This window comes from Mesorhizobium sp. M1348 (assembly GCF_040317925.1).
Lineage (GTDB): Bacteria > Pseudomonadota > Alphaproteobacteria > Rhizobiales > Rhizobiaceae > Mesorhizobium.
Map to the genome: position 1 here is coordinate 1 of NZ_JAMYLH010000027.1, position 24755 is coordinate 24755.

Below are 24755 nucleotides of genomic sequence, written 5' to 3' on the forward strand. Positions count from 1 at the left end.
CCCTTCATACCGAGCAGCAGGCGGTCGTTCGGCAATCCCGGATCGTAGACTCCGTCCAGATCGATCACGCGTGCATCAACTTCGCCGCACAACTCGAGCAGCCGATGCCAGTCCGGCCCGTTGCGCGACAGGCGGGACGCCTCCAGGCAAAGCACGGCGCCCACATGGCCGGTGCACAGATCGTCGACCAGGCGCTCGAAACCGGGACGCTCCACAGCCCCGCTTGCGGTTCGTCCCAGATCCTCGTCGATCACCTCTACTTTGCGGAATCCCCAGCGCCGCGCGAGGTCGACAAGCTCATATTGCCGACGTTGGCTCTCAAGGTTGAGCTGGACCTGCGCCTGAGTGGACTGACGCACATAGACGACAGCCTTGCGCTTGAGGACGGCAGTCGGAATCAGATTACCGCTCGTCATCGCAGCTCTCCTCCTCCGTTGCCACGCCGGCGGCGGCCATCAATACGTTGGCGAGCCGGGCGATCACTATGGTCCGTTGCGCTGAACTCAGCCCGTTCAGCTTCTGCGAGTCGAGCGGCAAGCTGAGTTGGCGAACGACCACGAGAGATCGTGTCGGTGGTGGCAGGGTTCTCATGTTGCGCCTCCGCGATGGTGAAACCATCCGGACAGCCTCGCCGGAAACGGCGTTCGATCAAGAGCTTGTGAAGCTCAAGCAGCGCGGCAAGCGATACGCGCGGGGAGCCCAGGTCCATCGCCGCGCAAGCCACGGGATCGATCATCCAGGCCGGAGCGGTAATGACATGCCCGGGCGCGACGACGAGATGAATGATCCGGCCGTTGGCGCGCTCTTCGCTGTTCTCGCAGCGAAGCCGATGTCCGAAATACGGGTGCCAACGGTAATGGACCTCGACCTCCTGCCCAACATGGGCAGAATGACCCCGAGATGGCGATGCCGCGCAGGGCTCGCTCGGCTGCATTGTTGGATAGGCAGATCCGCCCATCGTCGAGGAACCGGGTGAAGGATGACCAGCGGCGCAGCATGTAGTTGAAGGCCTTGGTCAGGTCGTGCCCGCGCGAGAGCTTGTCGCGCGTCTTGATCATCCAGCGCTCGAGCTCGGTGACCAGCGGCGCGCTCCGCTCTTGGCGCACGGCGTGGCGTTGGGCCGGCGACAGGCCGTTGATCGCGCGCTCGATATCGAACAGGGCATCGATGCGCTTCACGGCTTCGACCGCCAGCGGATAGACCAGGTTGGGCTTCTCGCCGTGCGCCTTCTTGCGCGCCGCCGCTTCGACATCGGCCAGCTCAAACACTTTGCGTCGGCTGTGGGCCCAGCAGCTGGCCTCCAGAACAGGCGCCGGCTGACGACCCGTCGCATAGAGATCGCCATAACCACCAAAGGCATCGGCCTGCAGAATGCCGCTCCAGCCGGCGAGATGCGTCGCGGGATGTTCGCCTCGGCGATCGCGGGAATAGTAGAACACTGCCGCCGGCGGATCGGCGCCGCCGAACGGTCGGTCATCGCGCACATAGGTCCATAATCGGCCGGTATCGGTCTTGCCCTTGGCCAGGACCGGCACCGTCGTGTCGTCGCCGTGCAGACGCGAAGCGGCCAGCACATGGGCTTCGAGCTGCTTGAACAGCGGCATCAGCGCCGCGGCGCCGGCGCCGACCTGGTCGGCGAGCGTCGACAGGCTGAGCGGCACGCCTTCGCGGGCATAGCGTTCGGCCTGGCGGTTAAGCGGCTGATGCTGGCCGAACTTCTCGAACAGGATCATCGCCAGCAGGCCGGGACCGGCCCAGCCGCGCGGGGTGGCGTGGAAGGGCGCCGGAGCCTGGCTGATCGTCTCGCAGTCGCGGCAGGTGAACTTCTCCCGCACGTGCTGGATCACCTTCCATTGCCGCGGCACCACCTCCAGCGTCTCGGTGATATCCTCACCCAGCTTGCGCAGCCGATGACCGCCGCAGCAATGGCAAGCGGCCGGCGCCGGCTCGACCACGCGTTCGCGCGGCAGATGCTCGGGAAATGGCTGGCGCGCCGGTCGCTTGCGCATGTAAGGCGCCACCTCGGTGGTCCGGGCCGCGGCCTGTTCGGCGGCGATCTCGTCTTCCGTCGCGGTGCTCTCGAGTTCCTCGAAGGTGAGTTCCATCTGGTCGTGCAGGCGGGCTGAGCGTTCAGAACTCTGACCATGCAGCGCCCGCTGCAGCTTCCGGATCGTCAGATGCTGATGCGCGATCAGCGCCGCATCATCCGATGCCTTGGCCCTGGCGACCGCCAGTTCGGCCTCGACCAGCGCAGCGCGCGCGGCCTCGTCTTCGGCTCTGGCCAGCGCCGCGGTCAGCGCTGCTCTCAGCGCGCCAATATCGTCCGGAACAGCATCCTGGGCGGTGGCAACCATGCCCTGGAGTGAATCATAAAACGCGTCCGCTGACTCGCGGAAAATGGCGCAAACTCAAAGAAAAACTCAGCCCGCGCGCTGCGGGCGGAACGTGTGAAGCGGGTTGCGCCAATCGATCCCGTCGAGCATGTAGGCGAGCTGCGCCGGTGATATGGAAACCGTGCCGTCCGCCGGCGACGGCCATAGAAACCGGCCCTTCTCGAGCCGTTTTGCATATAGCGACATGCCGAGCCCATCATGCCAGATAATCTTGATCAGGTTGCCGTTGCGGCCGCGGAAGACATAAAGATCGCCGGCATGCGGATCCCGGCCCAACGTCTCCTGAACCTGCAGAGCGAGGCCTTGCATTCCGCGACGCATATCGGTCCGGCCAACCGCCAACCAGATCCGCACCTGGCTCGGAACCGGGATCATGAAACGCCCAGCGCCTTCACCATCGCCGCCGCCAGTGTCGGCGGCGTGGTCAGCGGTATCCGCAGCCGCACCTTGCCGGCGATCTCCAGCTCGATCACCGCTGGTGGCGCCGCCGGCACCGAAGCGGCGAAAGGCTTATCGGGAACCACGACAACTTCGGCAAAGCCCGTCTCGCGGGCTCTCACCGTGCGGCGCCACTTATAGATCAGGCTGGTTGCGACATCGTACTGACGCGCTACCGCCGCCACTATGGCCCCGGGCGCGAATGCCGCGGCCAGGATCCGGCACTGATCCTCTTCACGCCAACGACGACGACGCTCCGGTCCGGTCAATAACGTCACATGGCTCATGCTGTGCTGCTAACTACGCTCGAAAGGACGACCTTAAGAGCGCAGCTTCGCTACCGGGCCATGCTCCCGCAAGGCGGCCCTCGCCGGAGGCGTACCTAAGGCCCCACATGTGCAGCAGTGAATCGCTGGCCGAACTTGAACGACCGGAGCGCTCACGGGTAGTCTCTACCGCTGTCCGCCATCCCAGCGCGAGTTGCGGGAAAGCAGAAGAGCCCAAAGGCTGCCTCCTCTGCATTCTCTAACTAGCCGTAGAGATTTATCGCTAACCAAACACCCGTCGGCAAGCCATCAGCGGGGCCAAGAGGGGACTCACGGTCGAGCACCGCAATGTTGCCCACCTGTGCCTTACCTCCCTTCAGTGGCAGCGTCTGGAGCTTCTCACGCTTTTCCCAGTTGGAAAGTAGCTCCTTGGCTTGATCCCATTGGGCCTGATCGAGATCTGCGCTTTCGACCTCGCTCAGGAGCTTTGCGATGTTTGCAAGAAGCGCATCCTGGAGTACGGCCTCAAGTTTGTCGTCGCCAATCACACAGGCAATGTCGCCGCCCTTAATCGGTCCCAGCAACCTTTCTTTTGTATTTCCTCGAGAGATCATGACCTCCACGTTTGGATAGCGATACGAAGGAGGCGTTTCGGGGAGACCAACTCGGGTGAGATGGGTGGCGAACTTCTGTTGCAATGCGAGCGCCTGCATGGGCCGGAGCCTCGCGACCTTCTCGTAGGTCATCTTCTTTACCCAGGCTGGAAACTCGCCGACTTGGATGGCTTCGAGCGCGGATGCGTCCCAGTCGATGATAAGATTCTCGTTGTCATGTAGAAAAAGGTCGGTTCGGATGATCGGCCTGTTGCTCCCGGCACGATCGAGCTTCGCACTGCTTCGCTTCGTTACGATACCGTTGAGGAGCAAAACGGTGTCAGTCTTGCCGTGCTCAAGGTCGCACGCCTGCGAGATGACGACGCAAGCTGACTTTACACGCTTAGTCTTTGTGCCGGTCTCCCTCAGAAAGACGTCCCCCAGCTCGATGTCGAGTTTGCCTGCAGCGGGAGCGGGTGATTCAAGAAGCGACTGAAAGGCCGCAGCGTCCGCCATCTGCACCACAATCTCGCTTGGCGTGAACGGCGCGGGCGGACGGCCCTCGAAAGACAGGGAACTCATCGCGACCGTTGCGGACCGAAGCGCGGGGCGATCTTCAACCAGCCGACGAAGATAGCTATCGAACAAACCGCTCACATGCTCCCCAAAGCGGCGGGCGCCGTCTTCACCCAGCTTCGTGCGGATCTGAAAATAGTCCTGCAAGTCGAGTTTTCCGATCCCAACCTCGAATTCGGTAACGGCGTCCTTCAGAGCGCCTGACCACGCTTTGACGAAGGCCCCAACTGTCCTGGTCTGAGACAGGAACTTCACCATCCATGCAAGAGATGAAACGAATTCAAGGTTATCGTTCTCAAACTCCGCCTTCTTAGCGAACTTGAATTGCGACCCGAGCAGCCGTGCTCGTTCGCGAAACTTGCCGGCCTCCTTTTCCTTCTTAAACTCAGAGGACATGAGGACCACCAAGGGCATCTCATGTGGTCCGTAGTGTGAGACGATCTCTTCGATGCGTTGGCGTGATTTCTCAATCGAGGGGGCACCCTTCGATCCTAGGTAATAGTCCATGAAGATGAGGGGAAATCGCGGAGCGTCTTTTCCCCCAGGACCATCGCTGCCTGCCCTCGTCGTCTCGACACCAAGCTGGGTCAGAACCGTGATCAAGTCATTGATGGGCTTCAAACGGCCAGCTAGGTCGGTAGCAACTCGACCGAAAATCGCGTTTCCGATTTCCTGCAGAGGGCCGGCCGGCCCATCGCGAGCATCTAAGAGCGCTTTCCGGAGATCAGCATTCATGTGTAACTTGGCACCAAGGTCCTCCGGATCGTTTGGCGCGTCGCCACCGGCCTCCTCGAACGCTGGCAGAATTTCGTCACTAGCTTCGAACAGAGCATACGCACGCTCCAAGTCCTCCGCTTCAAACTCCTCAAATTTGTCGAAAACGTCGTCGACGATGAGCGCGCTGGTGACGCCGCTGGCGATGAAGATCGCCTGAGCCTGAGCAAAGTCCATCAGTTCAGTCCGTCAATATCGAGTACGAAGGTATTGAGACGCCCGTCTCTAGGAGCATCCAATAGGTAGAGCTCAGCCGAGTGATACCGTGCTATCTCCTTCGAAATATAGAGGCCAAGCCCCTTGCCTTCGCCGGACGGCTTTGACGACACGAAGGGTTTGAAAACTTCCTCGGCACGAGCAACCGCGATTCCTGGGCCATTGTCGGTGAAGCGCAGTTCCTGGTCTGCGGCGTCGATCTCGACTCTGATGCGGGGGCGAAAACTGGGATCGGCCCGCGCCCTCTGCTTGAGCCAGAATACAGAATTGTCGATCAAATTCTCTAGCACTTGCACGATCATCCCCCTAACTGCTCGAATGCTGAAGTTCCCGTTCGGCTGCGGCCCAGCATCGAGCGTGTATTCTATCTCATGACGCTGGAACTGGTTCTCGTGAGACGCGAGTACCTCAGAAACCAGCTCGCGTAGATCGAAGACTTCACGTCTGTTTCTCCCGGACGGGCTGAGCGGATCTAGCATGTCCAACCGCTTGCGGATGACGAGCATCTGACTCTCGACCGTGTCAAACGTCGCTGAAACCTGCCTTGGCAGGGCGCGCCGATCGATCTGGCCCACGACGTCTAGCGTCCGTCTGGCCACGCGCCCCAACTCGTGCGACACGATTTCCACGAGCAGTCCGATACCAGCCAAATTCACTAGATCCCGCTGCTCGCGCTCAGCGGTCGTCAGTGCGTCCCGCGCGGTTCGGAGACGTTCCTCTAGTTCCCCATAGGTCGCATCGAGGAAATCCATGTCCCCAGCGCTGCTGTGGGGCACCAGGTTTCGTATTTGCTTCAACGTGCGCCGCGTGCGAGCAGACACATTCTCTAGAAAGGCTGTCGTGTCCTTGACATCCATTCGAGCCTTGGCTCGCTCTTCCCGCTCAACAGCATTGAGGAAGTTTCTGAAGGTCTCGGTAACCGCCTTCTGAAGCATGAGCACCAGGAGAACCTTCTCCTCGTTGTTTCGCAGACCTTCCCGGTTAGTCTGGTCGACGAGGAGAGAGTTCTCGTGGGCCGAAATGTTTACTGCTCCAATGAGCTGCTTGCGATTGACCTTGTAACCGCTAGATCCCAGCGCCTTGAAGTCAATCCCGAGCCAGTCGTCGTTCGGACCCCCGTAAGGGTTCACACGAAACCCGTCTCGGTACATTAGCAAGCCGTTCGCCCAGTGGTTCACGATGTCCCTAACCTCGGCACGGGTACCAACACCGTCTAGCTGTGTCAGTTTCTGACGATTGAACCAGTGGAAGTGCGCCGTGAAGCCGCCAAGTGATCGCATCGCTGCCAACGATACATCCTCGTTGGAGGTAATGCCGAGCAAGTCCGTCTCGTCCCAGTGGACTGTTATCGTGCGGCCGTAAGCGAGGTAGTCGATCGTGAAAACAAAATGGGGTCCAGACTCATCGATATAGTACACGATGTTCCCTTTAGCCTGCGCTTCGGCCAGGAGCCGTCGATCGAAAGTTGGGATGGGAATTTGAACGCCATTCACACGAATTAGGATGGGATAGCGCGCCTTATCTCCAAATGGATCGAATAGGCGGTCCATCTGCCCATCCACAATTCGACGGACGCGGTCACGGTCCCAATCCGCATTGAGGTCACGCAGCTGAATGCGCGTACCTTGCTCGCTCGGATCATCCTTGGCAGGTCCCTGCTCCGGGACGACAGAAACGTCCTCAAGCCGATCCGCTGATGCGTGGCTGAACATGGTCCAGTCGATGCGAAGAAGGTTCCAGCATGCCTCAGCTGATCGGGTGGTTACGACTGTCAAGTGATTAGCCAGTCGCATCGTCGACAATCGTCCAATGCCCTTTCCGCCCACGAAGTGCCGCTGGCCAGCTGTCTCCAAACGCGATCTCGTGCCGAGCGTCAGGAAGACCCCGCGGAGTTGATTCATCGACATGCCTTCGCCAGTGTCGACGATTTCTAAAAGGTTCGCCTTCTGATAGCCCTCCACTAGTCGTACTCGGAGTTCAGCCAGGCTCGCGGAGGATCGAATGGTGGTGATAAATTGGCTGCGAGCATCCTCCGGTGCCGTCTGGTCAACAAGGCCCACGATCTCCGCCGTCACCTTCTCTAGTAACTCTTCTTCGGACAACTGGGCGTCACCGCCCAATCCTTCGACTGCCGTGTCTATGCGGGCAAGCTGATTCCGCAGAGAGCTGAAACGGAAGACATTAGTAACCTCGACCACAGCGCGCTTTGAGCCCGCGTCGTAGGCATTCTTGATCAGTTCATACAGCGCGATAGCGTCACTGCTGATCAGCTCTGCGCCAAGCTCTAGGATCGTACGGGCTGACACGGTGAAGCCCTTGGATGCCGTTACCGCCACCTATGGCTCCCCATTAGAATTGTGTCCTCCCCGCGGGCATTCTTCAGCCTTGTCACGTTAACCTCAAGACAAATGTATATATCGAAGGAGCATGTATTTCCTTAACGCTGTCTGTCGGCTAGAGCGTTTCAGGTTAGCTTTAAGTGTTTGCAGCAAACCGGCATCTTCACCGGTCATGAGCCGGTGGCCACTACACGGCGCACAAGGTCGGGAGCCATCTTACAAGCTCTTCCACGGGACGTCCCCAAATCCTCGAAACCGTCGATGCATGTCCGGAATATCCCCGAATGCTAAGAAGCGCGCCGTTCTCGATAGCTTCTATTCCGCGAGATCCTAGGAAGGTACCCCAACTAAAAAGTGCCCCCAGGAAACCCGTGGTCTTCCCATAGGTGAAAGGGGTGAACCCGGCGTAACGAACCTGGTGATTTTCCGCCAACCTGGTCGAACGCGACGTCGAATTCCATGATCTCGTGATTCTTACCATACGATCAGTCCGCAAAGAGGAAGAACGAAGTCGATCTCCTCAACGCAACTCACCTCCGGCAACGTCGGCTTCATTATCCCCTCCCCAGCTCGCCAGACTGACCGGAATATCTCCGGCCAGGAGCTTCTCCTTGGACAGCAATCCAGCATCTTCGAGAGCTTCGAAATCCGGCAGGTCACGCAGCGTGTCGAGCCCGAACTCCAGCAGGAATTCTTTTGTGGTGACATACGTGTAGGGCGCGCCCGGCGTCGGGCTACGCGGACCGGAAGCGATCAGGCCGGCCCCGCGCAGATGGCCGATGAGGTCGCGCGAAACTTCTTTCCCAAAGAACGATGACAGTTCTCCGCGCGTGATTGGCTGGAAATAAGCGATGCACATCAACACCAGCACTTCGGGCTGCGTCAGGTCGACCGCCTTCTCACTGCCACCAACTGCCGCACGGATGGCGTCGGCATAGGCCGGCCGAGTCAGGTGTTTCCAGCCCCCGGCGACCGCGACCAGGTCATAGGGCCGGCCGCGCAGGTCCTCGCGAATGTCGTCGATGAGTAGGTCGATGCTGCAGCTCTTGCCGACGACACGCGCCAACGTCTCGCGCGTCACAGGTTCGCTGGCGGCGAAGATGGTTGCTTCGACCCGATGCATCCATTCGCGCCAGCGCACCTCCGGCGGCAGATGATCCAGCTCACGATCAAACAGGCGTTCGCCTGATCGACCGTCTGGCTGCCCCTTTCCTCGTCTGCCCATCGCTTCCGCCATCGTCCTCACAGCCCGTATATGCGGAAGGTGGGACGGCCGGATAGCTCACGAACGGCGCTGAGCTCGACCAAACGGTCGAAAAGGCGGCGCAGCCCACGGTCGCTCATGCCGGCGATCTTTTCCGAGGCAACGATCGCATCGTCGGACAGGAGCTTGTCGACAACAGCGTCCGCCGCCTTGGCTCTGAGTTTCGGAGCGACAGCAAGCAGCCGGTCCGCGCGGCGCTCGAGTTCAGCTGAAAGATCGATCGCGCGCAGCGCAGCGCGCGCCTGGGAGGCGAGCAGGCTTTTCGTCCGATCGGAGCCCCCCTCGATACTTGTTGCCGAAACAACGGTACTCGCGCGGCGCGGCGGGCGCGGATTGATGCCCAAAGCCGCCTCGGTGCCCAAGAGCGGTACTGCATGTGTCCACCCTAGCCGTTGAGCCAGCAGGGCGTCGGCAAGCCAGGCTCCAAGGGCGCGCCCAAAGCCGTGGTGTTCGGCGAGCACGATGGCGCCAGTCGTCATTCCCACCGTCCCCTCACCGGCGACGAGTTGCCGAAGATCGTTAATCAGGTCGCTCACGCCCTCGTCATTGTGCGCCAGACCGAGGTCATCCAGCACCGCGCCGATGCTCGACTCGGTCAGCAGTCTCTCCGCAGGCATTCGGGCCAGCCGACGCCAGACCAATAGCATCCTGCCGGCTGGCCCGACATTGTCGCCCGGTCGCGTGAGCAGCACCGCGTCGCGCAGGGCGCTTTCATCCTCGACGCGGCCTGCCTGCCTCGTCGTTGCCGCGGCCGCCGAAAGCGCCAAGCGTTGCCGCCAGGTGCCGGCCCACCGCTCCTGCCGGCGGATCATCGCATCGAGCGCGCCGATGGCGGCACCCGCGGCGAGTGCGACGTCCTCAACATCTTTCCCTGCAAGGCTTTGCGAACCCGGAATTGCTCGGCGAAGCCAGATCGGCACCGCGCCTACGGACACGGCTGAACAGGCCCCGGAGAGTGTAGCGTGGCGAGATATGGAGGGCTTTGGTCGCAGAATCATCGCCCGCAGGATCGGCCATGCCGGCGCTTTTGGCAACGGAAATAAGCGAAAAGCGCTGTGCCTGTCGCACGAACAAAATGAACGATAATCCTTTCGAAATCTTGGAAGGGAATCCGCAGATCAAGGATCGCTGATTCCTGCAGCCCGAAAACCTACACGGGCTAAAGAGTCGACCGAAGAGGAAGGCCCGGCCCTCTCCCCTCTCCGGGCAGGAAAACCCTCGGCCGCTGTGAGGGACGCTCTGTGCGTATCTATCATCGTAGGCGCGTCTAAACTACCGCCCAACATGGTCGTCAAGCACACGGCGCTCGCATTTCTCATCCAGCCATCCTCGCCGTCACGCCATTCGCCTTCAACGCCGCCATCAGCATCGGTCCGACGGAAAACTGCCCTGCCCTCGCCTTATCGGTCAACACCCGCAGATAACCGCCAGCCGAGTTGATATGCTGGGCGCGTTGCAAAATGCAGGCAATCACAATGGCGGCGACCTCCTGGCCCATTTCATGGCAAGCCTCCTCGTATGCTGAGGGCGAAATCCCAAGGTAGCCTCTCACCTGGGCCGCGGTAATCATCAAATCGCGCCAGTTTCCAATCCCGTGCACCGCATAGTCTGAAATTTCGGGGCACGCTTTCAGCACCAGCCCTATCGGATAGCTTTTCAGCTTCTCATCGGTTCCCTGCCTTGGCTCGACCGCCGCCCTGCTTTTCTCGAAAGCCGGTTCAAATACAAAAATGGAGTCTGTGTTTGAATCAGATTGCTGCCGCTCATTTTGGGACTCATTGGCGCTAGGATTCGTGGAATTCATGAAGTTTTCCAGCATGATATCAACTTCATCATGAAGTCTGGTCAGGTCGGCAACAATTTCCTCCAGTTCTGGGAGCCCTGCCCGCCGCGGGATTGCATCCACAATGGCTCTAAAGCGCCTCCAGACTGCTCCCCAGTCGCCAGGAACGCCCTCCTCGATCGCAGCCTCGACCAGTTTGTGGATGTCGCGACGATGGAGCGTAATCCGCTCCCTCATTAACCTGAGCGCCTGGCTGTCGGCGCGCACCTGCTCGGCAGCATGCTGAAACTCAACTGCCCGTGCCAGCAGCGGCGCCAGCGAGAACCCAAAGGCTTCCTCAATCGCACCCCCCCTTCCCTTCCGGGCGAACCTTTTCCCGTTTGGACTGTCCCGGCGGATGACCAGGCCGCAACTCACCAGCTCGGCCAAGTGTCGCCGCAATGTGGAACTGGGCATGCCGTGTGTGCGAAGCGACAGCTGCGCATTCGAAGGAAAGACCATCAGGCCGTTTTCCTCGCTGATTTGGTCGTCCGGATAGAAAGACAAGAGCCCGCTCAGCACGGCCAGAGCGCGATCTCCCACACCTACGACAGTCTTGCCTTCGCACAACCAACGATAGACCTGCCATTTTTCGACAAGAGCTCCTTTAGGAATCTCTCGTGCTGCCGTGTTCGCCTGCACCAAGGCAAGCGTCATCGGCCGCCGCCCAAAGGGCGTCGTCGCGTATCCCCTCTCCATTTCCCTCACCTTTCAATAAGGCAAAAGAAATCCGCTCGCCGAAAACCGACGCTATGTCTCTTGACAGTGATTCGCGGAAATGAGATTCTCGAAGTGCGATCTACGAGAAGGGCTTCCGCGACGGCGACGTTCGGGGGCCTTTTTCTTTTGCGGTTTCAGTCTCCTGTTGCTGCCTTCTCCGACTTTCTGAAGGCCTCGTAGAGCCCTTGCAGATTGTTGGAAATCCAAGTTCCAAAGCGGATGCCATCCGTCTCCTTTACGGCGATCGTAACGGCCTTCCCTGCTCTCTGAACGCTGACGCTAACCGACCTGTCATCCGGAGCCCAAGACTGCGCACCGGGCTTTACACCGGCCTTGCGGACGCGTTTGTCCTTTGCGTTCAGGGCCATGAACAACTGCTCAAAGCGACGGTTACTCTCTAACCCACTGAATTCGGGCTCGGAGAGGATTTCATCGACTATGTCCGCTTTCTTGCCCACGAGCAGGGATAGCTCAACCCACCGCTCGCGGCCTATAGATGGAGCCGATCCAATCTTACTTATGACAGATGGCGGGATCCGGGAGGCGACTGACAACATTTTTGAGACGGCGGCAGCGTTCGCAGCCAATGCTGACGAGATGACATCTCTGTCGTAATCCAGCTCCTCGAGACGCTTTGCGAACATCGCCTTCTCGATAAAACTAAGATTTGCACGTGCAGAATTCTCCTGGCCCTGAGCAATGACATGAGCCTTGTCGTCAATCTCCTTGATGACTGCCCTAACCTTCCGTCGGAGATCTCGGGCCACGCGAACGCGCCGATGCCCAAAAACGATCATAAACCGGCCTGCGATAGCAGGGTGTGGGCGCACCAAAATCGGCGAATCCTGACCCCTCTGCTGAATCGCCTCCAGCAGTTCCTGATATTGTTCCTTGTCGTCATCTAAGCGATCGGAAACGAACGACCCGTCAATAGCGTCAGGGTCGAGTTCGACCACATGCTCACCTTCGAGGTACGCATCCGCCTGCTTTGCCAACTCGTTGACGGAGCGGATCATGGATTTCGAAGCACCACGAATCGGATAGGCCGCAGTTGAGCTAGATGCCAGCTGGGCGTCTGCCTCCGTTTCTGCGAGGCCGGAAAGAAGATTCTTACGTGCCATTTCAACCTACCTCTGGAGAGCACCTAGTCCCTTGAAAGCGTTGCGCAAAAGTCCGATTTTGTCAGCGGACAAGTCAGCGCCCCCATGCTTTATGAATCAATGTGGCGATTTCTCCGTTTACGACATCGAGTGCACCCATTGCCCGCTCGTATGTGGAACGAGTCATCGCGTTTTTTTCGACTTCGTAGAGACTCTGCTTGGTAATCCCCGCATCGGAAATCGCAGTGGATTTCAGCATCTGGTTCTTGAGGATGAACTCACCAAAAAGCGTGTGGAGGAACGCTACCATCTGCGCCTGCGGCTGGTCCGTCGGCTCGTACCGCGTTATGAGATAGCGATACCACTCCAGGTTCACCTCGGCACCCGCTGCCCGGATTGGCTCCAGAATATTCCCGAGCATCAGCAGGAACTGGCCCATTGACATGACATCGAGCATCTGCGGATGGATCGTTATCAAGACCGACGTCGCTGCGGTTAACGCTGTAATCGTCAGATAACCCAGTTGCGGGGGGCAATCGATAACGACGACATCATACAGGGCGTCAACCTCGGCCAAGGCCGTGGAGATGCGCGTGAAGAAGGCCCTTCCCACGTTAGACGTCCGGTCCGTCATCGCCAAAGGCGTGTCGTATTCGAACTCTTGCAGCTCAAGGTTCGCTGGGACGATATCCAGTCCAGGGAAATTCGTTGGCCTGATGATTTCCGAGAGAGAAACCTTCTCGTCGTCGTAGCGGATCGCATCGTAAAGTGATTTTGTCTGGTCGAGTTCTGGCTGGAACCCGTGCAATGAAGACAGCGACGCCTGGGGATCAAGATCGACAGCCAATACACGGTGTCCCGTCAAAGCAAGATACTGGGCGAGATGAGCTGCTGTCGTTGTTTTGCCGCTTCCCCCCTTGAAATTAACCACAGCAAGGATTTGAAGTTTCTCGCCCGGCCGACGATGGGGAACATACATGCGAGCATCGGAACGGCCGTGTTGGTCGAGGTATTGGCGAAGCTCGATCATCTGCCCCGCCGTATAGGATCGTCTGCCAGAAGACGAGGTTTCAGGGACTGGGCCTTTCCCTTCTAGGTGTAATTTCTTTAGATGGCTCTGAGAAACAGCGAGATACGTGGCTACCTCCGCCAACGAAAAAGAACGCAAATTTTTCTTGGCATGGGGAGGAAAGCGCTGCATTGAGAGAAGGTGCAGCTTCTTTGATATCTGATCCCCTTGGTCGAGAATGCTTTTCTCGAACAGCAATGGGTTTTTCGCAGGAACGGGCGAACTCACGTTCATTCGATCAGGACTCTCTAAAAACGATTTTTGGCGGCATGTGGCCAAGCAAGCGTCATTATGTCCGATTCGTTCGTGCCGGCAAGAAGTTTTAAGTTAACAATAGGTTAATGCCTCTGACGCATACCGGCGCGGCATGCCGAACATAATCTCATTCAAGGCACTGAATAAACTGTACAATTCGCCGATTTTGTCAGCGGACAAGAAAGCTCTCTTTTGAAGTTGTCCTTAGGCAGCAGGAGCTTCCATTTCCGCGCGTGCTAGCATCGCCCAGCAATGTAAATCAGCTCGACTCGGCGATCGGAGTGAGGACCATTCCAATGAAATGCGCGCTGTAGTCGACCCCAACTGGCCGATCAGCCAAGTTCGGCCAGCGTTTTCGCAAGGATATGAAGCGGTACTGCCTAGACGTCATGTTTCAACGGGAAGCGCTCTGCTCCTGGATACACCACGAGGCGATGGCTCGGATCTACGTCCTCGCACGCCAGATGAAAGCCCTTCTCCACTTTTGGCGTCAGGCTGCGCCTGATCTCGATCGCCCAAGGGCGGCTGCCTGGAGGGTCAAGAGGAGGTCAATCTCGGCGCCGGCGGATGTGCGATAGAAGTTGGCTTCTGTGCCCGACGGTGCGACCGCAATCAATGTCTCAATGACAAAACCTTCCCAGCTGGCGCCGGCCACGGCATGGGCGAGAACGTCCTCAAAGGTTGCCAGTCCAAGCAGCGTATGGGAAACGCCACTGTCGCGCACTTAAACCCGCGGCGACTTGACCAGACGTTTTCCGACATTGGCGTGCCACGGCTCGAGCCTTCGCACCAGCAGCAGATCGACTAGCAGGTCGAGGTACGAGGCAATTGTCTTGCCATCGACTCCGAGGGCCAGGGCGAAGTCGGCAGCGTTGAGGAGGCCAGACTGATGATGTGCCAGCATGGTCCAGAAGCGGCGCAGCGTTTCGGCCGGAATGCGAGGCCCGAGCAGCGGGATATCGCGTTCGAATACGTGCGGATGAAGTCCTGCCGCCACCGAAGACTGGCGCGGTCGCTCGCCGCCAGAAAGCTGTCGGGAAAGCCTTCGCGCACCCACAAAGGGTTCAACTGTTCGGCCGGCACCTCCAGTCCATCATTCGGATGCATTTCGATATAGCGATACGGCCGGCGAGCGTCTCGCCAGTCTGCCTGAGGAGATCGATAGAAGCGGACCCCAGCAGCAGAAAGCGCCCGGTCTTCTTGCCGCTCCGGCGACCGCGGTCGATCAAGCCACGAAGATTCTGGAAGAGGTTTGGAAGCCGATGGACCTCATCGAGGATCACCAACTCGTGCTGATGCTCGGCGAGGTAGAGCTCCGGCTCCGCGGGCTTGGCTCTGTCCGGATCGGACTCGAGATCCAGATAGATCGACGGCCGTGTTTCGGCTATTTCGAGCGCAAGCGTAGTCTTGCCTGGCGCGGCCCAATTAGCGCCACCTCTGGGATCGCGTCTATAAGTTCGGCGAGTTGCGTTTCGATCCGGCGCTTTATCATCCTCGCGATTATGGAGTGCAATTCCTGATTTGCAAGGACGGCGTGATGGAATTGGTCAGCGTCGAGCTATTGGAACGCGACCCTCGAACCAGATTTGTCAGGGAGGAGGCTTCGTTCCCTACAATCCAGACGCCTTGGTTAGATTGACGCGAAAACGGTCGCGACGGCCTTGGTAACGGCGTGTCATCTCCGCCGAGGCGTGACCAAGCTGCTTCTGCACGTAGCGCTCATCGACCTCGGCCGAGGAAGCCAGGCCTGCGCGCAGGGAATGGCCAGAAAACCTCTGGCCGCGTTCGCCTTCCGATAGGTCACCGCGCACGCCGGCAGCGAGCGCCGCCCGCTTGACCAGGCGCGCCACCTCCTGGTCGTTCAATCGCCCGGCGCCAACAGCCTTGCCTTGGCCAGTGACGCGTCGAAATAGCGGTCCGTGCCCAATCCTTGCGAGCTTTAGCCAAGTCTGCAGGGCGGCCATCGGGCAGGTGGCGTCGGAGGAGCCACGACCGATCTCGACCTCGCGCCAGCCAGTCTTGCCGCGCAATGTAACCAAAATACCTTTGTCGAAAATCTCGACCCAACCGCGGCCATCCTCGGTCTGGTCACGCGCGAGATCGAGGCCAACGATTTCGGAGCGGCGCAAGCCGCCGGCGAAGCCCAAGAGCAGCATGGCGCGGTCGCGCAGGCCGCGCAGCGTACCACGGTCTAGCGTCTCCAGCATGGCAATGAGATCGTCGCGCAGGATGGCTTCCTTTTGTCGGGGAGGGGAAGCGTGGCTGTTGCGGATGCCGGCGAGCACGGTGGCGATATGCCGGTCCTTCCGGTCGAGCGGTTGACCGCGTTGCGTATAATTCCAGGTCAGCGACGACAGGCGGCGCTCGATCGTCGCTACCGACTTTTTATCCCGACCAGATCCCGAGGCCTGGGCCGTGATGTAGAGGCCGACAACCTGTGGGTCTGGCGGCAGCGGATCAAACGACTGGCGCCGGCACCAGGCGCAAAAATGCTTCCAGTCAGCGGCATAGGCGCGACGCGTGTTTGCCGAACTTGCGGCCTCGACATAATCGCGCGCACGGTCGGCCAGCTTTTCGAGATGCGCGGGCAGTGATGCTTGTCGCGAATCCAGGACCTGCGGGGGAGGGGAGGGAGCCTCATCCGGGCGCCCCATTTCCATGACGACGTCGACAATGTCAGGCAGGTCGTCGGTGTCGGTCGCGTCGACGGGCGTCATCAAATTACCGGTGCTGCCCATCGGGGCTCTCGTTCATTGGAATGTCGCAGTGGTGCGGTTCTGAGAGCACAACGTGCGACCAAACCGCCGAATTGTCCACCGCGAGACGCTTGACCATAGCCCCGAGTTTTGCTTCCCGCGACGCACGACAATGGGCCGGGCACGCTTCTCCCAGCGCCGGGCGGCGCTCCACTATCTATGTACGATGCGGCGATTGCTTCTAAGGCTTGCCCTCTCTTACCGTTCATTGCCTTTGCGTTCAACATCCTCTATGTTTCGTTCAACAGGAGAATCCAGGATGAGCATACGTGGCGCAACGGCAGCCGAAAGCGAGGAGCGGATCGCCCACACCCGCAACCGTCTGGTGCTTGAGCAGGCAAGGGCGGTTGGCCTTCTTGGCGCGGCCAAGAACACACGTCTTTCCGGCAGGGTGCCATCGGAATTGATCGAGGCGGCAAAGAAGAGCGCGCATGTGACTTCGGACACCGAACTTCTGGAGCTCGCCTTGTCGCGGTTGGCCCTCGAGGACGATTTTGGCGCAAGGCTCGTCGGCCGCAAGGGCAGCATCCCGGCGGACATCGATCTTGGCGTTTGATCTCGGGAGCGCACTGCGTTCCCTCAAGCCACAGCGCCGTACGGAGGGGCTGGAAAGGCGGCCGGATTCCGCTCTGTCCTGGGCGGGGGACCAGCCGTCTGTCGGCGGTGCCCTGCTTCTCGACACGAGCGTCTATCTGGATGTCCTGCAGGGGCGCACGCCCGAAGCGGTCGATGAGCTTCTGACCTATCGGGTCTGTCAGCACTCGGCGGTCTGCCTTGCCGAGCTCAGTCATGTGTTCGGCCGGCTCGATCCGGCGCATCCCACGACGAAGTCGGTCCTGAAAGCGGTTGTGGACACTATCGAGGATATTCCAGCGCACCGGCTACAAGCACCCGACGCCACCGCCTGGGGACGCGCCGGCATGCTTGCTGGCCTGCTGCTGCGTCTGAGCCGTCTGCCGAAAGGGGAGGGGCACGAACGCCGCTTCCTCAACGATGCGCTGATCTTTCACCAGGCCGGTCTGCTGGGGGCGACGGTCCTGACCGGCAACGTTCGGGATTTCGATTATCTCAACCAGCTGGTTCCGTCGGTGCGTGTGATCTTCTACCGGCCGGTTACAGGGTGGCGCCCGGGTTGAATGCGTCGGTCGGAGATGTGCACGTACCACATTGAAAGGCCCCCTGGCTGCCGGCATTTGGGCCGGAAATCGTGAGACTACGTGACAAGCCAGGCGGCCATGGGCAGGGGAGGGGAGGGCGGTCTGGCCGCGCTCTAGCGGCGCAAATCGACCGAGGATCTGGACGCGGAATTGACTGCTGGAACTTTGATGGAGATTGGCGATGACGGTGAGGCGAAACTTCAAGAGCGACGCCTTCGAGGCGATCCACAGCGCGGTGGAAGGCATGGTGCGCGCCGGCACGGTCGACAAGCAGACCCTGCGCTCCTTCGACGAAGCCTGCCTGTCCCGGCCAACAATATTCGACGCAAAGAAGATCAAGGCGCTGCGCGAGCGCAACCACGTCAGCCAGCCGGTGTTCGCGCGCTATCTCAACACGTCGGAATCGACGGTGCAGAAGTGGGAGACCGGCGCCAAGCGGCCGAGCGGGCTGGCGCTGAAGCTTCTGTCGGTGGTCGAAAAGCACGGTTTGCAGGTTGTCGCTCGCGTTTTATCAACGGACGGCAAGTTATTGATTTGGCGCGAATCATCTTCGGAGTTCATTGGCGGATTCTAGCCGAATCACTGGATTTTTCGTAACATTCGAGCGGACGAACTTTTACAGCGAGGCCGGCTGTGGTTCATGGGCCCGACAAGGAGACGGTTGATGATGCCGCCTGGAATGAGGCGGTTGCAAGGGAAGCCGTGATCCGCAGACTGGTTTCGCTCGACTGCCCCGGCCGGTCCGATTTCTTCCGGGCTTGCCGTGAACTCGGCCTCAAGCGAACCCGGCTTTACGAACGATCAGGGCTTATCGGGAGCATCCGGTCACGAGTTCGCTGCTGCCGCGCCCGGGCGGCACGAGACAAGGCAGCCGCCGGTTGCCGGATGAGACCGAAGCGGTAATCGCCGAAGCGCTCCAAGACTTCTACAAAACACGCCAGAAGCCGAGCATCAATCGGCTACACAAGGAGATCCGCAGGCACTGCCGATCGCGTGGCGTGCGCGCCGTCCTGGCATGCGGTGAAAGCGCGGATTGCGGCGATGGACCCCGCTGAATTGACCAAGGCACGGGAAGGCTCGAAGGCAGCCCGCGATCGCTTCCGGCCGGTGCCGGGAGAATATGCCGCTGAGTGTGCGTTCGACGTTGTCCAGATAGACCACACGCTGGTCGATGTCATTATCGTCGATCGCCAGTATCGCCGGCCACTGCAAAGGCCGTGGTTGACGCTCGCCATCGACGTCGCAAGCCGCACGGTCGCGGGCTTCTATCTGACGCTCGAGGCGCCGTCGACGGTTTCGGTCGCGCTCGCAATCCAGCATGTCGTGCAACCGAAAGAATCCTGGCTTGCCGGGCTGGGGATCGATGCGGAATGGCCGATCTGCGGGTTTCCCGACGCGATCCATGTCGACAACGCCAAGGAATTCCGGTCGCGCGCCCTGCAGCGGGGCGCTGAGGAATATGGCACAGGTGCTGCAGTAGGCCTTTTTCAAAACGACTGATAATGCAAGATTATCGATCGTTTTGTGTTGTCGACAGGCGCGGCGGATTCAAAGCAAATCGATTGCCATAAGCGCCGCACTGACTCATGCTGCTCAATGATGATTCTGCGACCCAAACCCTCTCCGCGCCACCACGCCCCGCTCGCCGTTACCCCTTCGACCGCGCCCATGGCAGCTGTCCGGGGCCTGGCTGCGCCGGGCCATCCCGGATGCGCAAAGTCTTGCGGGAAAAGAGATTGAGGACCTCGCGCATACCGCCGGCGCCGCCATCGGCGCGCTCGATGCGGTGGTCCGCCGGCAGGAGCGGTGGGCCGGCACCTGGCGGCAGCGGCTGGCGCTTTCGGCGGCCACGGCAACGGCACGGCAGGCCGGCCGCGTCGAGGATGAGAACGCGCTGCGCGACGCCGTGCTGCTCGCACGGCCGGGCGATTTTTCGCCCCCCAAATCAACAAGCCCTGGTCCCGGCGGGCTTTTGCTGCTCGCCTGGCGCCGGCTGGCAGCCCGGCCCGGGGACGAATTGCTGACGGAGAAGAACCTCGCTACGGTGCTGGAAGAGTTTGGCTACGCCCGGGATGACGATGTGGTCAGCGACCTGGCGGCTGATCTCCGGCAACTCACGGCCGGCACTGGCATGGTCGCAACGCTGACCGGCACATTCATCGCCGTCGAACGCCACGGCTTTGCGCGCGCCGTCGGGGCATGGCTCGCCGACGCCCTGCTGGCGCAACGGCTGGGTTGGGCGCAGGCCGTGACGCTGCTGGGTGCCGAAGCAGCCTTTGGCGCAGGCATGAGTGACCGTGGGCTGCGCCGCCTGTTCGATCGGCCTGGTCGAGCTGCAGTTCGTCGCGGATGTCGTCGGTGAGAAGATCAATGCTGCAGCCGTTGCCAACGATGCGGGCAAGTGTCTCTCGTGTGACCGGCTCGCTGGCGGCAAAAGTGGTCGCTTCGACGCGATGCATCCATTAGCGCCAGCGTGCCTCCGCCGGCAGATGATCCAGCTCCCGATCAACCAGCATTCGCTGGACATCTCTTTTTTCTCGTGTGCGTCGTGTCGCTTCCACCCCATCGTCTTCATAACCCGTAGGTACGGAAGGTCGGACGGCCGGACAGCTCACGCACCGCGCGGATCGTGCGGTAGCCGATGATCGGGTGGACCGCGACCTTGCCGACCTGACGCGATCAGGCCCGCACCGCGCAAAATGGCCGATGAAATCGCGGCTGATCTCCTTGCTGAAAAACGAAGACAGTTCGGCGCGGGTGATCGGCTGGAAGTGGGCGATGCACATCAGCACCAGCACCTGTGGCCGGCCCTATGACCTTGTCGCTGGCGGCTTTCGGCGCCTGACCCGGCCGGCCTATGCCGACGCGCAGCTGGAATCAGTCGTCCTGGTCATGATTTGCAGACTGCTGCTCAGTCACCACGTGGCACCGATACGCTCAAGCCGATTGATCCTCAGTGATATTGTTCTCTGGCTCTTCCTCTTCGCCATCGCCTTCCCGCGGCCTAGCCCGGATATCTCACACAGTTGAAGTGCATCGGGGCTCCGAATCAAGGAAAATGCTTCTGCGACAAAGACTTACCTTGAGCAGAGGTATTCCCCGATGCAAACAGAGTGTACACTGGAACGGTTTGATTTTGCACCTGTTGAAAGGCGCGCCGTGGTGGCCGGTTTTGACGGTGGAACGATCACGTCCGACGCCGGCGCGCTTCTGCTGGGGCTTGCGGACCGGGCGATCGGGCTGGTCGGCCGCTTTGCCCGCTGCTTCGTGGATGCCCGCCGTCCGGCATTGATCGAGCATGAGGTGAAGACGCTAGTGGGCCAGCGCGTCTTGGCGCTGGCGCTCGGTTACGAGGACCTGAACGACCATGACGAGTTGCGCCATGATCCGGAGCTGGCGGTGCTGGCCGGCAAGCTCAAGGCGCGCCGTCACAAGAAATGCGCGGCCGTTGCCGGCAAGTCGACGCTCAACCGGCTGGAGCTGAGCCGGCCGCAGCCTTCGCGCTATCACAAGATCAGCCATGATCCGGCAGCGATCGAGGCGCTGTTCGTCGAGCTGTTCATGGGCGCGCACGCCGCTCCGCCCGAAGAGATCGTGCTGGATCTGGATGCCACGGACGATCCCCTGCACGGCAACCAGGAGGGGCGGTTCTTCCACGGCTACTGTGCGCCGCGACGGCGCGGGAGGTGAACATGATTTAGAACTCATCTCCCAAACTTGCTGATCTTTGACCGGCGGCTGCAATGCCGCCCCCTTGCTGGGAGAACAGCAGGCGGAAGGGGGCCGAGAAGCTCGACCGGGTGCTGCCGGTGGGGTGTCATCAGCAGATCGGCCTTAACTGAACCGGGTACGGACCATCAACTGTACGCCGGGCTACCACAGTGTTCATGGTGAGGTAACGAAGTGGGTGCTTGAAGCCCGTGTATCATGGAAGACTGCCTCTCAGGCCGTGATGGCGGCGGAGGTCAAGCGATCCGAGGCGGTGGGGCTAGTAGCTCTCCACTGCCGGGCGCGCATAGCGTGCTCAAGATGGGACGCCTTCTCCTTGGCCCATCTCCCGCATCGCCACGAGTATAGCCCACCACCTAACGACACGAAGGTTGAAGATCGGAACGCGGGAACTCGGACCGTCCGCCCAGCACGGAACTGGGCTAGCCGCAGCGGCCGGAGAAGGACGACACCGAGGGCGGAGCTTCCGTAGTAGTCCGGGCGTGGGAAAGCCACGCACACGGCGAAGGGAAGCAGGAAGACGATAGACACGCGAGACGGAGGAACGATCTGTGGACACGGATCGTCAAGCCGACGATGCTTGGATACTCGGCGTTCAACGCAAACTCTATCAGTGGAGTCAGGCATATCCCGACGATGCTTGGCGGGACATGTGGGGATGGCTTACCGACACCCGCATGCTTCGTCACGCATGGCGGCATGTCGCCTCGAACCGAGGTGCACGCGCCGCTGGAATCGATGGGGTGACTGCGGATAGCATCCGGAAGAAGGGCAAGGAGCAACGCTTCCTCGAACGGCTACAGGCCGAACTGCGCTCCGGCGCGTATCGGCCCAGTCCGTCGCGGCGCAAGCTCATCCCCAAGGCCGGTAAACCGGGGCAATTCCGACCTCTGGGCATTCCGACAGTCAAGGACCGCGTCGTACAGTGTGCGGTCAAAACGCTTCTGGAGCCAATCTTCGAGGCGCAGTTCTGGCATGTCTCCTACGGGTTCCGACCCGGCAGGAGCACGCATGCCGCCTTGGAGCATATCCGGCGTGCCCTCTTGCCGCAAAAGATCGGCAAGGACGGTCGCCGGGAGGGCATGCCGTACAACTGGGTCATCGAAGGGGACATCAAGGGCTGCTTCGACAACATCAACCATCATCACCTGATGAACCGGCTGCGCGCACGTGTCGCCGACCGGCGGGTGACGCGGTTGGTGGGGCAGTTCCTCAAAGCCGGCGTTCTGGCGGAAGATCAGTTCCTCCGTACGGACAACGGAACCCCTCAAGGCGGGATTATCTCACCGTTGCTCGCCAACATCGCACTCAGTGCGATCGAGGAGCGCTATGAAAGGTGGACATATCAACGCGCCAAGGCCCGGCCCGATAACCCTGAACTCGGGGTGATCGCGGCACGCAAAGCGCGAAGCCGGGACCGTGACGCTGGTCGCTGCGTGTTCCTGCCGATCCGCTATGCGGACGACTTCGTGGTTCTGGTCTCCGGTACGCAGAAGGATGCCATCGCGGAAAAAGCCGCGCTGGCCGAGTATCTGCGGGCGACCACGGGCCTCGAATTGTCACCCGAAAAGACAAGGGTCACGGCCATGACGGATGGATTCGAGTTCCTCGGATTCCATGTCGCCATGCGATGGGACAAGCGCTACGGATACGGCCCGCGCGTAGAAATCCCCAAAGCGAAAGCCGTCGATCTGCGTCGCAAGGTCAAGCAACTCACCAAGCGCAACTCGGTGATAGTCAGTCTTGGCACAAAGCTCCGGGAACTCAATCCCATCCTGCGCGGATGGGCGAATTACTACCGCTACTGCGCCTATGCGGGCCGGGCGTTCACCAGTCTCGACTGGTACGTCCGGGATCGTATGTGGCGTTGGCTGCGGATGAAACGCCCGAAGGCGGGACTGCGCGACATGCGGGATGCGTTTTTGCCCAGTCGCGTGCGCCCGACATGGCGGGTCTGGCGGGAAGGTTCGGTCGAGCAGTATCTGCTCGCGTGGACCCCGGTCTGCCGATACCGCCTCGCATGGATGGGAAAGCCTGATTTTGCCATGTCTTTTGGAGAGCCGGATGCGTAACGAAAGGCGCACGTCCGGTTCGGGGAGGGGCGACGAGAAACCGGCCGCTGAAAGGCGGTTTGGCGCTCGTCGCCTACTCTACACGGCAACTACTGCTACCTGCCGCTCTACATCTTCTGCGGCGATCACCTTTTGTGCGCCAAGCTGCGGCCCGCCAACATCGACGCGGCCGCTGGCGCGGTTCAGGAGATCGAGCGCATCGTGCGCCAGCTGCGTCAGCGTTGGCCCAAGGTCCGCATCGTGCTGCGCGCCGATTCCGGCTTCGCCCGTCAGGAGCTGATGGCCTGGTGCGAGGCCAACGCCGTCGACTACCTGTTCGGTCTGGCCCGCAATGTTCGGCTGGTCCGCCACATCGCGGCTGAACTGGAGGCGGCCAAGGCAGAAAGTGCCCTCACCAGCCGGCCCGCCCGCCGCTTCAAGGACTTCCTGTGGACCACGCGCAAGAGCTGGAGCTGCCGGCGCCGGGTCGTGGCCAAGGCCGAGTGGACGCAAGGCGAGGCCAACCCGCGCTTTGTCGTCACCTCGCTCGACGCCGAGGCTTGGCCGGCGCAATGCCTCTACGAGGACCTCTACTGCGCCCGCGGCGAGATGGAGAACCGCATCAAGGAATGCCAGCTCGACCTGTTTGCCGACCGCACCTCTGCCGCCACCCTGCGCGCCAACCAGCTCAGACTCTGGTTCGCCTCGATGGCCTATGTGCTGATCTGCGCGTTGCGCCGCATCGGCCTGGTGGACACACGGCTCGCCAGGGCAAGCTGCGCCACCATCCGTCTCAAGCTGTTCAAGATTGGCGCCCTGGTCAGCGTCTCGGTGCGCCGCATCAAGCTGGCCATGAACTCCGCCTGTCCCTTCCAGCGCGAATGGGCCCTGACCTATGCCCGGCTCTTGGCAGCCGCCGCCTGAGCGGCCCCATCCACCCATCCCGCCAACAGCCAAGGAAACAGCGCCGAACCAACACCAACCGCTCCAAGCGGCGGACATCCCTTGCCCGCAGCTCAAGCGCCCGCAAAATCGCTGCCGCCAGCCTCGCGCCGAAAGACTATGTGAGATATCCGGGCTAGCCCCGCTGGAATATCACCCGCCAGCAGCTTCTCTTTCGACAGCAATCCGGATCCCCGAGTGCTACGAATCCGGCAGGTCGCGAAGCGGCGTGAGATCGCCTGCTCCCCCGCTGCCGCCGGCGGCGGTGCCAAATGCACTGCGCATGGCGCTATCG

At 60.7% G+C, this 24755-nt stretch carries 20 protein-coding genes and 6 pseudogenes; 8 read left to right on the plus strand and 18 right to left on the minus strand.

Features of this window, described 5'->3' with window-relative positions; genetic code table 11:
- The 16 genes from NKH13_RS28565 to NKH13_RS28640 form a co-directional block, all read right to left on the minus strand.
- On the minus strand, positions 1-416 hold a 416-nt coding region (locus NKH13_RS28565; protein WP_352915926.1), incomplete at its 3' end, for a recombinase family protein.
- Entirely contained in the window at positions 403-591 is a 189-nt protein-coding gene (locus NKH13_RS28570) for a hypothetical protein (RefSeq protein WP_128178386.1), read from the minus strand. The genes NKH13_RS28565 and NKH13_RS28570, both read right to left, overlap by 14 nt.
- Before the next feature lie 74 nt (positions 592-665).
- On the minus strand, positions 666-2354 hold the full coding sequence (gene tnpC, locus NKH13_RS28575; RefSeq protein WP_502914588.1) for an IS66 family transposase: 1689 nt from the start codon (positions 2352-2354) through the stop codon (positions 666-668).
- Between the two features lie 66 nt (positions 2355-2420).
- Complete coding sequence (gene tnpB, locus NKH13_RS28580) at positions 2421-2768, minus strand: IS66 family insertion sequence element accessory protein TnpB (RefSeq protein ID WP_352651161.1); 348 nt, start codon at positions 2766-2768, stop codon at positions 2421-2423.
- On the minus strand, positions 2765-3118 hold the full coding sequence (gene tnpA, locus NKH13_RS28585; RefSeq protein ID WP_352596435.1) for an IS66-like element accessory protein TnpA: 354 nt from the start codon (positions 3116-3118) through the stop codon (positions 2765-2767). Before tnpA ends, tnpB begins: the two co-directional genes overlap by 4 nt.
- 242 nt (positions 3119-3360) lie before the next feature.
- Positions 3361-5217, minus strand: coding sequence for a hypothetical protein (locus NKH13_RS28590; protein WP_352915930.1), 1857 nt, complete (start codon positions 5215-5217; stop codon positions 3361-3363).
- On the minus strand, positions 5217-7592 hold the full coding sequence (locus NKH13_RS28595; RefSeq protein WP_352915933.1) for a sensor histidine kinase: 2376 nt from the start codon (positions 7590-7592) through the stop codon (positions 5217-5219). The genes NKH13_RS28590 and NKH13_RS28595 overlap by 1 nt, the downstream gene beginning before the upstream one ends.
- A 523-nt stretch (positions 7593-8115) precedes the next feature.
- Entirely contained in the window at positions 8116-8832 is a 717-nt protein-coding gene (gene scpB, locus NKH13_RS28600) for an SMC-Scp complex subunit ScpB (RefSeq protein WP_352915936.1), read from the minus strand.
- Positions 8833-8837: 5 nt separating this feature from the next.
- Entirely contained in the window at positions 8838-9857 is a 1020-nt protein-coding gene (locus NKH13_RS28605) for a DUF1403 family protein (RefSeq protein ID WP_352915939.1), read from the minus strand.
- 317 nt (positions 9858-10174) lie between these two features.
- Positions 10175-11380 (minus strand): plasmid replication protein RepC, encoded by a 1206-nt coding sequence (gene repC / locus NKH13_RS28610; protein WP_352915942.1) that lies wholly within the window; start codon positions 11378-11380, stop codon positions 10175-10177.
- A 155-nt stretch (positions 11381-11535) separates the two neighbouring features.
- On the minus strand, positions 11536-12522 hold the full coding sequence (gene repB, locus NKH13_RS28615) for a plasmid partitioning protein RepB (RefSeq protein ID WP_352915945.1): 987 nt from the start codon (positions 12520-12522) through the stop codon (positions 11536-11538).
- Between the two features lie 73 nt (positions 12523-12595).
- A complete protein-coding gene (repA, locus tag NKH13_RS28620; RefSeq protein WP_352915948.1) occupies positions 12596-13804 on the minus strand; it encodes a plasmid partitioning protein RepA in 1209 nt (402 codons plus the stop codon).
- A gap of 511 nt (positions 13805-14315) precedes the next feature.
- Positions 14316-14549: a DUF4143 domain-containing protein gene (locus NKH13_RS28625; protein ID WP_352915951.1), complete on the minus strand. Its 234-nt coding sequence runs from the start codon at positions 14547-14549 to the stop codon at positions 14316-14318.
- The gene (locus tag NKH13_RS28630) at positions 14550-14822 is read right to left on the minus strand and encodes a DUF4143 domain-containing protein (protein ID WP_352915954.1); all 273 of its coding nucleotides are present in this window, start codon (positions 14820-14822) and stop codon (positions 14550-14552) included. It abuts the gene before it with no gap.
- Between the two features lie 67 nt (positions 14823-14889).
- Positions 14890-15369 (minus strand): ATP-binding protein, encoded by a 480-nt coding sequence (locus NKH13_RS28635; protein ID WP_352916046.1) that lies wholly within the window; start codon positions 15367-15369, stop codon positions 14890-14892.
- 66 nt (positions 15370-15435) lie between these two features.
- Positions 15436-16563: a site-specific integrase gene (locus NKH13_RS28640; protein WP_352915957.1), complete on the minus strand. Its 1128-nt coding sequence runs from the start codon at positions 16561-16563 to the stop codon at positions 15436-15438.
- A gap of 277 nt (positions 16564-16840) precedes the next feature.
- On the opposite strand from NKH13_RS28640, the gene NKH13_RS28645 reads away from it, so the two are divergent.
- The 5 genes and pseudogenes from NKH13_RS28645 to NKH13_RS28665 all read left to right on the plus strand — a co-directional run.
- A complete protein-coding gene (locus tag NKH13_RS28645) occupies positions 16841-17137 on the plus strand; it encodes a hypothetical protein (protein ID WP_352915959.1) in 297 nt (98 codons plus the stop codon).
- Positions 17127-17717, plus strand: a complete 591-nt coding sequence (locus NKH13_RS28650) for a type II toxin-antitoxin system VapC family toxin (RefSeq protein ID WP_352915962.1) — start codon at positions 17127-17129, stop codon at positions 17715-17717. Before NKH13_RS28645 ends, NKH13_RS28650 begins: the two co-directional genes overlap by 11 nt.
- Before the next feature lie 202 nt (positions 17718-17919).
- A pseudogene (locus NKH13_RS28655) lies at positions 17920-18240 on the plus strand (helix-turn-helix domain-containing protein); the annotation flags it as partial.
- 539 nt (positions 18241-18779) lie between these two features.
- On the plus strand, positions 18780-19238 hold the full coding sequence (locus NKH13_RS28660; protein ID WP_352915965.1) for a TnsB C-terminal domain-containing protein: 459 nt from the start codon (positions 18780-18782) through the stop codon (positions 19236-19238).
- Positions 19239-19337: 99 nt separating this feature from the next.
- A pseudogene (locus NKH13_RS28665) lies at positions 19338-20037 on the plus strand (DUF1403 family protein); the annotation flags it as partial.
- Positions 20038-20071: 34 nt separating this feature from the next.
- On the opposite strand, the pseudogene NKH13_RS28670 reads toward NKH13_RS28665, so the two are convergent.
- Together NKH13_RS28670 and NKH13_RS28675 are read right to left on the minus strand one after the other, a co-directional pair.
- Positions 20072-20197 (minus strand): annotated as a pseudogene (locus NKH13_RS28670) (SMC-Scp complex subunit ScpB); the annotation flags it as partial.
- Between the two features lie 191 nt (positions 20198-20388).
- Positions 20389-20539, minus strand: a pseudogene (locus NKH13_RS28675) (SMC-Scp complex subunit ScpB); the annotation flags it as partial.
- Between the two features lie 301 nt (positions 20540-20840).
- Here NKH13_RS28675 and NKH13_RS28680 point away from each other — a divergent pair.
- The 3 genes and pseudogenes from NKH13_RS28680 to NKH13_RS28690 form a co-directional block, all read left to right on the plus strand.
- Positions 20841-21401: pseudogene (locus NKH13_RS28680) on the plus strand (transposase); the annotation flags it as partial.
- 617 nt (positions 21402-22018) lie between these two features.
- Positions 22019-23539 carry a group II intron reverse transcriptase/maturase gene (gene ltrA / locus NKH13_RS28685; RefSeq protein WP_352915968.1) on the plus strand — a complete coding sequence of 507 codons (1521 nt, stop codon included), beginning with the start codon at positions 22019-22021 and terminating at the stop codon, positions 23537-23539.
- Positions 23540-23620: 81 nt separating this feature from the next.
- A pseudogene (locus NKH13_RS28690) lies at positions 23621-24442 on the plus strand (IS1380 family transposase); the annotation flags it as partial.
- Between the last annotated feature and the right edge of the window lie 313 nt (positions 24443-24755).

Excerpts from the sequence above, each read along its gene's own strand:
- NKH13_RS28605 (WP_352915939.1), bottom strand. The coding sequence starts at position 9,857 with ATGATTCTGCGACCAAAGCCCTCCATATCTCGCCACGCTACACTCTCC.
- tnpB (WP_352651161.1), bottom strand. The coding sequence starts at position 2,768 with ATGATCCCGGTTCCGAGCCAGGTGCGGATCTGGTTGGCGGTTGGCCGG.
- NKH13_RS28640 (WP_352915957.1), bottom strand. The coding sequence starts at position 16,563 with ATGGGCAGCACCGGTAATTTGATGACGCCCGTCGACGCGACCGACACC.
- repB (WP_352915945.1), bottom strand. The coding sequence starts at position 12,522 with ATGGCACGTAAGAATCTTCTTTCCGGCCTCGCAGAAACGGAGGCAGAC.
- tnpC (WP_502914588.1), bottom strand. The coding sequence starts at position 2,354 with ATGGTTGCCACCGCCCAGGATGCTGTTCCGGACGATATTGGCGCGCTG.
- repC (WP_352915942.1), bottom strand. The coding sequence starts at position 11,380 with ATGGAGAGGGGATACGCGACGACGCCCTTTGGGCGGCGGCCGATGACG.
- repA (WP_352915948.1), bottom strand. The coding sequence starts at position 13,804 with ATGAACGTGAGTTCGCCCGTTCCTGCGAAAAACCCATTGCTGTTCGAG.
- tnpA (WP_352596435.1), bottom strand. The coding sequence starts at position 3,118 with ATGAGCCATGTGACGTTATTGACCGGACCGGAGCGTCGTCGTCGTTGG.
- NKH13_RS28660 (WP_352915965.1), top strand. The coding sequence starts at position 18,780 with ATGGACCCCGCTGAATTGACCAAGGCACGGGAAGGCTCGAAGGCAGCC.
- NKH13_RS28590 (WP_352915930.1), bottom strand. The coding sequence starts at position 5,217 with ATGGACTTTGCTCAGGCTCAGGCGATCTTCATCGCCAGCGGCGTCACC.
- NKH13_RS28645 (WP_352915959.1), top strand. The coding sequence starts at position 16,841 with ATGAGCATACGTGGCGCAACGGCAGCCGAAAGCGAGGAGCGGATCGCC.
- scpB (WP_352915936.1), bottom strand. The coding sequence starts at position 8,832 with ATGGCGGAAGCGATGGGCAGACGAGGAAAGGGGCAGCCAGACGGTCGA.
- NKH13_RS28570 (WP_128178386.1), bottom strand. The coding sequence starts at position 591 with ATGAGAACCCTGCCACCACCGACACGATCTCTCGTGGTCGTTCGCCAA.